The sequence below is a fragment of the Pseudomonas sp. GW823-FHT06B06 genome (genome assembly GCF_058795195.1).
Map to the genome: position 1 here is coordinate 218,467 of NZ_JBXAHO010000007.1, position 8,717 is coordinate 227,183.

Annotated in this window: 3 protein-coding genes; all 3 read right to left on the minus strand. The window is 62.7% G+C overall.

Annotation, left to right across the window (positions count from 1 at the left end; all coding sequences use genetic code 11):
* Window positions 1-18 precede the first annotated feature (18 nt).
* From AC1Q8Q_RS09005 to AC1Q8Q_RS09015, 3 genes are read right to left on the minus strand one after another with little or no spacing between them, the layout of a single operon-like run.
* The gene (locus AC1Q8Q_RS09005; RefSeq protein WP_083349853.1) at window positions 19-486 is read right to left on the minus strand and encodes a chemotaxis protein CheW; all 468 of its coding nucleotides are present in this window, start codon (window positions 484-486) and stop codon (window positions 19-21) included.
* On the minus strand, window positions 479-6,490 hold the full coding sequence (locus AC1Q8Q_RS09010; RefSeq protein WP_492614984.1) for an Hpt domain-containing protein: 6,012 nt from the start codon (window positions 6,488-6,490) through the stop codon (window positions 479-481). Before AC1Q8Q_RS09010 ends, AC1Q8Q_RS09005 begins: the two co-directional genes overlap by 8 nt.
* A 49-nt stretch (window positions 6,491-6,539) precedes the next feature.
* A complete protein-coding gene (locus AC1Q8Q_RS09015) occupies window positions 6,540-8,600 on the minus strand; it encodes a methyl-accepting chemotaxis protein (RefSeq protein ID WP_020797388.1) in 2,061 nt (686 codons plus the stop codon).
* Window positions 8,601-8,717: the final 117 nt, after the last annotated feature.

Below are 8,717 nucleotides of genomic sequence, written 5' to 3' on the forward strand. Positions count from 1 at the left end.
TGCTCGCGAAGGGGCCCTTCAGACGAGCGCAGCACCTACCAACAACTCCTCCAGCGCCAACAAATCCGGCACCTTGGCCACTTGGTCCGCCACCTGCACCGCTGCTTTCTCCAGCGGGCACAACGGCACATCCACGTAGCTCAATTGACTGTCGAGCTTGTACGAGCGCGGTATCCCTTGGACCAGTAGCGCGATGAACTTCAGCTCGGGCCGACCGCCGAGCGCGTTGAGAATGACAATTCGCGCGCGTTCGCCGATGACGATTTTCTGCCCGCACGCCGACTCGAAGCTGAGCAATGGTATCTGCCGGTCGCGCCACGCTACCCTTCCCAGATACCAGGGTGGTGAGTCCAGGTCGATGGCTGCGGGTTGGTAACCAATCAGTTCAGCCACCGCGACGTTAGGCAGGATCAGGTGGCGGTCAGCCAAAGGCAGTAGCAGGCCGGTGAGTTGGCTGTCGCGCGGGTCGTGGCGACGCTCATGCATGGGTCTTGCTCCACAGGGCAATGCTTTCAAGCAATACCGATTCCTGGTACGGCTTGCCAAGGTAGTCGTTGACGCCAATGGCCATGGCCCGGTCGCGGTGTTTCTGGCCCGTGCGGGAGGTGATCATGATGATCGGCAGGTGCCGCAGACGCTCATCGTTGCGCACCTGGGTCGCGACTTCGAAGCCATCCATTCGCGGCATTTCGATGTCCAGCAGCATCAGGTCCGGGATGTGCTCTTCCAGCAGCAGCATGGCGTCGACACCGTCCTTGGCGGTCAGCACGTTCATGCCGTGGCGTTCAAGCAAACGGCTGGTGACCTTGCGCACGGTGACCGAGTCGTCGACCACCATCACCAGCAACGGCCGCTGCGGCTCGACCTCGACGTCGTGACTGACCGGACGCTGCGGCGCGCGGGCTTGCATGGCGCGAACCGGCGCCAGCAGGTCCAGGATCAGCACCACCCGACCGTCCCCCAGAATCGTCGCCCCGGACACCCCTTGCACAGCGGCAAACTGCGGGCCGAGGCTCTTGACCACGATCTCGCGCGTGCCGGCCATGGCATCGACCTGCACTGCAATATGCCGCTCGTTGCATTGCACCAGCAATACCGGCAGCGGCAGGCTCTGGCCCAACAGCCGTGGACGCGGGCTGGTTTTCAGCAGCTCGCCCAGGTAACACAGTTCATAGCACTGACCGGCGTATTCGTAGGTCGGCGGATCAAGGCGGAAATGCCCTTCAAGTTCGTTGGGCAACACGCGGACAATCCCATCAATGGTGTTCAGTGGAATGGCGTATTGATCCTCCCCGCATTGCACCATCAGCGCCCGGTTGACCGACACAGTGAATGGCAGGCGAATGCGAAAATGCACACCCTGCCCTGGCACTGAGTCGATACTCATGGTGCCGCCCAGTTGCCGCACCTCTTCGTGCACAACGTCCATGCCGACCCCACGCCCGGAGATCTGGGTGATTTTCTCGGCGGTGGAAAACCCCGGCTGCAGGATGAATTGCAACACGTCGTGGTCGCTGATGACACTGTTCGGGTCGAGCAGGCCGCGTTTGATCGCCTTGCGCCGCACCGCCTCCAGTGGCACGCCGGCACCGTCATCGCGAATATCGAAAATGATGTCGCCACCTTCGCGCAACAGATCCAGGGTGATCCGCCCTTGCGCCGGCTTGCCCGCCGCTAACCGCACAGTGGCGGATTCCAGGCCGTGGTCGACGGCATTGCGCAGCATATGCTCCAGTGGCGCCGCCATGCGTTCGAGCACATTGCGATCCATCTCGCCTTCGGCGTTGCCGACGATGAACTCGACGTCCTTGCCCAACTCACTGGCAACCTGGCGAACAATGCGCTTCAAGCGCGGCAGCATCCGCTCGAACGGCACCATGCGCGTGCGCATCAGGCCTTCCTGCAATTCGGTGTTGATGCGGCCCTGCTGTTGCAACAGGTTTTGCGCATCCTGGTTGCGGCGGTCGAGGGTTTCCTTGAGATCAAGCAAGTCGGAGGCGGATTCGAACAGCGCTCGCGACAGTTGTTGAAGTTGCGAGTGGCGATCCATTTCCAGCGGGTCGAACTCTTCGTAGCCCAGGCGCTCGGCATCGACTTGCTGACGACTGAGAATCCTGCCCTGGGTTTCGGTATCGAGCCTGCGCAACTGGTCGCGCATGCGCTCGATGGTGGTTTCCATCTCGTTGAGGGCGACCTGCGCGTCGTTGACCTGCTGTTCGATGCGACCGCGAAAGATCGAGGTTTCAGCGGCCAGGTTGACCAGGTCGTCGAGCAGTTCCGCCGAGACCTTGACCATATCCGCCCCGGCATCGGACTGCAGCGGTGGTGTCTCGGTTTTTGCCGTAACGGTGAGTGGCGCCGGGGCTTCAGGCAGCACCGGGTGACTGAAGTTCTGGATGGCATCGATCAGCCGGTCGGCCGGCGGCAATGGCTCACCGGCGCGCGCCGCGTCGAGCATCTGCGCCAGCCGGTCATGGCTGCGCTGCAGCAGCTCGAACAAAGCCGACGTGGGTTGCAGCATGCCGGTGGATAAACCTTCGTAGAGAAACTCCAGCTCGTGGGCCAAATCGCCAATGGGAGCGATTTCCACCATGCGCGCACCGCCCTTGAGGGTATGCAGGTCGCGCAGCAGGGTTTCCATTTCCTGCCGGTTCGACGGCTCGGCCTGCCAGCGCAGCAGTGCCGCCCCGGAGCTTTCGATGATGTCGAAGCCTTCTTCAAGAAAGATGTCCAGCAACTCGCTGTCATGGTGGGCCGAGTCGACGCCAGCGGCAGCTTCGATTACATCGGCATTGTTTGCGTGGCTTTGCCTGAACGCGCGAATCGCTTCGATCAGTTCCCCGGGATCGCCCAGGGCCTGATGGTCGTGCAACTGCTCAAGCAACTGCGCCAGATGGTCATGGCTCAGTTGCAGCAATTGCGTCAACACTTCGTTGTGGCTGTAACGGCGGTCCGCCAGGCCCTCATAGAGGTTTTCCAGTTCCTGTGCCAGGTCTGCGACCGGTTCGACCTCGGCCATCCGCGCGCCCCCCTTGAGGGTGTGCAAGTCGCGCTGCAACGAGGACAGCGGCGCGGGGTTATGCGGGTCACTGACCCAGCGTTGCAAGGAATGGTTGGCGCTTTCGAGGATATCCTCGGCTTCCTCAAGGAAGATCGAAACGATGTCGTCGTCCAGTTCGGCTGCGCGGTCTCCTGTAGGAGCGAGCCTGCTCGCGATGGGCTCATAGGCGCCGCGTTTATCCAATGAAAGCGCGTCATCGTTAGCGTCCATCGCGAGCGTGCTCGCTCCTACAGGGGGGAGCGTGCGCTCGAGTTCGGCGGTGGCGGCGCCCAGCTCGCGGATGCTCAAGGTGCGACTGCCGTCACTCCGGATCAGGCCCATGGCCGAAGGGTCCAGGCTCTGATCGAGCAAGCCGTGCAAGGCCCGAATCCTTTCCGGGCGCGGGCTGACTTCCTGGCCGGCAGCCAGCTCATCAAGCATGTTGATCAGCGCTTCGTGGGCACTTTGTGCTTCCTGGAAAAATTCCTCGCTAACCGCCAGGCTGCTCTCTTCCACAGCCCCGTAGAGGTCGAGCAAGGCTTCGCAGAGCTCATCCACCGGATGCAGGTCGGCCAGGTGCGCGCCTTCGCCGAGGGTGGTCAATTCGTCCAGCAGTGCACTGAGCTCCTGGCGTTCGCCTGGATGCTGCTGCCAGCGCCGCAACAGGCTTTCGGCGTCGAGCAGGATGTCCATGCCCTGGGCCAGGAAGTTGTTGATCAACTGCGGGTCGCGCTTGATCCTCAGGCCGGCACTGGGCGTGCTCAAGTGACTTTGCAGGCGTTCGGCGAGCAGCGCCCTGGCGCGCTCGATCAGGGCCCCGGAGCCGGGGATTTCAGCCAACGGGTCGGTCTTGAGCTGACGCAAGCCAAGACGGAACAGACCTTCGGCCTCCAGCAGCACCTCGACTTCGTCCAGGTCGAGCGCGATCAGATGAGCCTTGTACTCCCGGGCCAGTTGGTCGAGCGTCGTCGCCAGCTCGGCAATCGGCACCACCCCGGCCATCGACGCACTGCCCTTGAGGGTGTGCAAAGCACGCTGCAGCTCATCGCTGGCCTGCAGCGGCAGGCGTTCGGCGGCCTGGTCGAGAAAGCGGTTGAGGCTGCTCAAATGGGTTTCGGCTTCCTTGCGGAAGATTTCCAGCAATAGCGGGTCGAGGGCCGCGACGTCCTGGGTATCCTCGTCCGCTGCCAGGGTATCGCCCTTGGCCAGGGCGTGGGCACGGGCCGCCAACTGGTCGACATCATTGCGCTGACGCTGGGCATCGGAGGCATATTCGGCCACCAGCTCCGGCAGCAGATCGAGCACATCGTCGAGCAGTTGCTGCACGCTGGCGCCAGGCTCCACGCTGTGTTCCAGCACGCGGTTAAGCAGGTTTTCCACCGCCCAGGCCAATTCGCCAAGCACCAGGGCTCGCACCATCCGGCCACTGCCCTTGAGGGTATGAAAGGCACGGCGCAATTCACTCAGGGCCAAGCGGTTGGTGGGATCCGCCGACCAGCGTGGCAAATGCTCGCGAAGGATCTCCAGCACTTCATCCGTTTCTTCGAGGAATACTTCGCGCAACTCCTCATCCACCGGCTCTTCGCCTGAAGGTGGCGGCAGCAGGCTATCCGGGGTGTCGAGCGCGGGCGGGTTCAGGGCCGAAACCGGGCTGGCCAGCACATCAGCCAGGGCCTGGGCGATGGCCGGGGCATCCCGCTCCTGCTGTTGCCGCAGGGACTGCGCTTCGCCGGGGCTCAGGACATCCGCAAGCACTGGCACCTGTCGTTCGCTGGGGAAAAACCCGAGTGAGGCCAGGCTACTTTGCGCCACGTCGAGCAGACCCTCACCGGGTGCTTCGGGGTCGTCGTTGAGGCGTTCAAGGTAATACTCGATGCTGGTGATCACGTCGGCCAGGCTGTCCAGCGCCTGCCAGCCGGGCTGATCCGGCTCGAGCAGCAGGTGTTCATGAATGTAGTGATTGCAGGTTTCGATCAGGCCCGCCGCCCGGGTCAACGGGATCATCGCCAGCGCACCCCGAACCTGGGTCAGCAGGGCCGGCAGCTCCTGCAGGTGCTGTCGGTCCCAATCGGCATCGATGTAGTCGACGATCATGTCCTTGGCTTGCTGCAGACAGATGCGCGCTTCCTTGATGACGATCTGGTGGATCTGCGTCAGGTCGGTGGTGGGCAGCCGACTGTCTTCCTGGCTTTCAGGCTCTACGGTGCCGACCATGCCGGCCAGCGTCGCTTCGACGTAAAGCAAGGCCCCGGCCACGTCCATGAGGATCGCATCATCGGGTACGCGCTGGCCTTGGGCCAGGCTCAGCACCACGGCCAGTTGATCGATGATGACCTTGCGGGGTTGGCCGAAACCCAGCACCGCCAGGGTGTCAGCGATTTGCCGCAGGGGTGCCAGCAGGCTGTCGAGGTCCGAAGTGTGTTGCCGGTCGCTGCGCACGAACAGGTCCAGGCGCTCCTTGACCCGCACCAGCTCTTCGCACAATGCCGCCAATACCGAGCGCATGGCATCACGATCAGGACCGGCCAGGCGGGCGCGTTCTTCGTCGACCATCGCGCTGTCAGGCAATGCATCGTCCAGTGCGTAGCGATCTTTCATGGTCAGCATCTGCCCGGTGGGATGTTCGGCCTTGGCAATGTAGAACAGCAAACTCTTCAGCAACTCGGGTGGCGGCGGCTGATTGATGCCCTGAATGCCCTGTTCGAGCAGACGCTTGAGCTCTTTGTCGGCCTCCTTGAACAGGCTGCGCAAGGCCGGACTGTTGGTAATGACGCCGGCGCGCATGCCTTCGACCAGCGCTGAAGCTACCTGCCACAGTGGGCTCAGGGGCGCTGAATCGCACAAGCCTTCCAGACGCGTAAAGACCTTGGCCAGGTACTCCAGGTGCGTGTCGTCATCCTGCTCGCGCAGCAACCCGACCAGGGCCATCTGCAACATTTGCCGCAACTTGCGCAGTACATTCGGCAGGTCCGCCGGCTCCAGCCGCGCCAGGGACGCTTGATCCAGGGCAGGCAGGTCTGGCAACTGCGGGCTGAACAGGCTGGTTTCCGACAACAGGCTTTCGCCGCGGGCGCTGCGCAGGTCGTTGATCAGCGGCAACACGACCAAAGGCAGATCGCGGCGGGCACCTTGCACGCGATCCAGATAGATCGGCAACTGCCCCAGCGCTTGCAGCATTAGGTGCAGCGCCTCGTCACGATGATGGACGCGATTGTGTTGCAAGGCGGTGACCAGTTGCTCCATTTCTTCGGCGAGCAAGGCCGCGCCGTAGAATTCGACCATCTGCAGACTGCCGTGAACCTGATGGATGCACGCCAGGCATTCGCTCAGGGCGTGCGTCGCCTGCGGGTCATCAAGCTGGGTTTCGATCGCGTGATGAGCCTGCTTCAGCGTTTCGGCAATTTCGCCTTTGACCCATTCGAGGGCCACATAGTCGTGCCGATCACCCATAACCACTCCAATCCCCACTTCTATCAAGATAGCCATGCCCGGGGGCGGTTCAAGCTTTGTCCGCGACCTGCGCCTGGGTGGCCGGCAAGGTGAAGCCAGACACCGAACGCCGCAACTGGCTGGCCATTTTTGCCAGGTTGCCGATGCTCTCGGCGGTGGCGGTAGAGCCGGACGAGGTCTGCGAAGTGATCTGCTGGATCACGTTCATCGTCAGGGAAATCTGACCGGCAGACGACGTTTGTTGTTGCGCCGCGTTGGATATGCTCTGGATCAGCGCCGCCAGGGTCTTGGACACCCCTTCGATTTCTTCCAGGGCCACACCGGCATCCTGCGCCAGACGCGCGCCGCGCACCACTTCGGTGGTGGTCTGCTCCATGGAAATGACCGCTTCGTTGGTGTCGGCCTGGATCGCCCGCACCAGGGTCTCTATCTGCCGCGTTGCGGCCGAAGAACGCTCCGCCAGGCGCTGCACCTCGTCGGCGACCACTGCGAAACCACGCCCGGCATCACCGGCCATGGACGCCTGGATCGCCGCGTTGAGGGCGAGGATGTTGGTCTGGTCGGCAATGTCATCGATCAAGCTGACGATATCGCCGATTTCCTGGGAGGACTCGCCAAGGCGCTTGATTCGCTTGGCGGTGTCCTGAATCTGTTCGCGGATGTTGTCCATGCCATGGATGGTGTTGTGCACCACTTCGTTGCCCTTGTTGGCGATTTCCACCGAACGCTCGGCCACCGCCGAGGATTCCGCAGCGTTGGCCGACACCTGATCGATGGACTCAGCCATGTCGTTGATCGCGGTGGAGGCTTCGGAAATCTGTTGGGCCTGATGTTCCGAGGCCTGCGCCAGGTGCATTGCGGTAGCCTGGGTTTCCTGCACGGCGGCTGCAACCTGGCCCGCCGTCAGGTTGATCGTTGCCACCAGATCGCGCAGTTGGTCCACGGAATAGTTGATCGAGTCGGCGATGGTCCCGGTGAAGTCTTCGGTTACCGTGGCGGTCACGGTCAGGTCGCCGTCGGCCAAGTCTTCGATTTCGTCGAGCAGGCGCATGATCGCGTTCTGGTTGCGCTCGTTTTTTTCAGCGGTCTCGCGCAGCTGGCGATTGGTTTCGCGCACCATCACCAGGCCGATGAGGATGATCGACATCAGCGCCCCCAGGCCCAGGACATAACCGCCGATGGTGTCGGTGTCACGCCCTCCGGCGAGGTTTTCAAAGCCGCTGGCCAAATGGGAAGCTTCGTCGAGCAGGGTTTGCGAAAGGCTGAAAATATTGGTGGCCGACTCACGAACCTTGAACAGCTCCGGTGAGGTTTCGAGGATTTCGTCCACTGAGCCTGAGACGAATTCGAACAGCTCTGATATCTCGATCAGCCGCGCGCGCGCGTCACGGTCCTCGACCTGGCTGACCCGCAGAGATGCGTTGCCCTGGAGCATGCCGTTGAGCACCTGGCCGAACCGCGCCGCATCACGGCCGAACGCATCGGCGGCCTGCTGTGAGTTTTCGTCGCCGGACAACACGGTATTGACCGCCCCTAAAATACGCTCGGCCAACAGTGATTGACGCTGCGCCATCGCCACCTGAGCCGCCGGGGCGCCACGTTGCAGCAGGGTTTCCACCACCTTTTCGTATTCAACCTGCAACTGCGGCACGGTTTCGGCCAGGGTCGCGGCGACTTGATGCAGCGACAGCACCGTCTGTTCACTGGACAGGATCGCATCAGTGTTTTTCAGCAGGCGCTCCCAGTCCAGTTGCACGGCGCGCATTTCCGGGCGCACGCTGGGCGGTGCCGGAGGCAGGCCGGTGGCGGGGTCGCCTTTTTTCAGATAGCTCCAGCGCCGGGCGAAATCGTTGCGCGCATCGCTGAGCAACTTGAATGCCGCAGCCTTGCCGGCCGCGGCTTCGGTAGCATTCTTGGCGATGCGCTGGGACAACACGCGCAGCTCACCGGCGTGACCGATGTACTGTTTGTCGTAGGTGGCCTGGGTGTTGAGGTACGCGAAGTTGGCGAACAACAACATGATGAAGATGATCAGGGCGATGAACAGCGCGATGATCTGCGATCGACTGCGCGACGCCTCCATTGGCTTGCCTGTTTTTGCTTTTATCATCGGTCTTCGCCTGTTAACCCACTTCTGGGCCTGACAGAATCCCCTGTGGGAGCGGGGGGGGGGGGGGGGGGGGGGGGGGGGGGGGGGGGGGGGGGGGGGGGGGGGGGGGGGGGGGGG

Excerpts from the sequence above, each read along its gene's own strand:
- AC1Q8Q_RS09005 (WP_083349853.1), bottom strand. The coding sequence starts at position 486 with ATGCATGAGCGTCGCCACGACCCGCGCGACAGCCAACTCACCGGCCTG.
- AC1Q8Q_RS09010 (WP_492614984.1), bottom strand. The coding sequence starts at position 6,490 with ATGGGTGATCGGCACGACTATGTGGCCCTCGAATGGGTCAAAGGCGAA.
- AC1Q8Q_RS09015 (WP_020797388.1), bottom strand. The coding sequence starts at position 8,600 with ATGATAAAAGCAAAAACAGGCAAGCCAATGGAGGCGTCGCGCAGTCGA.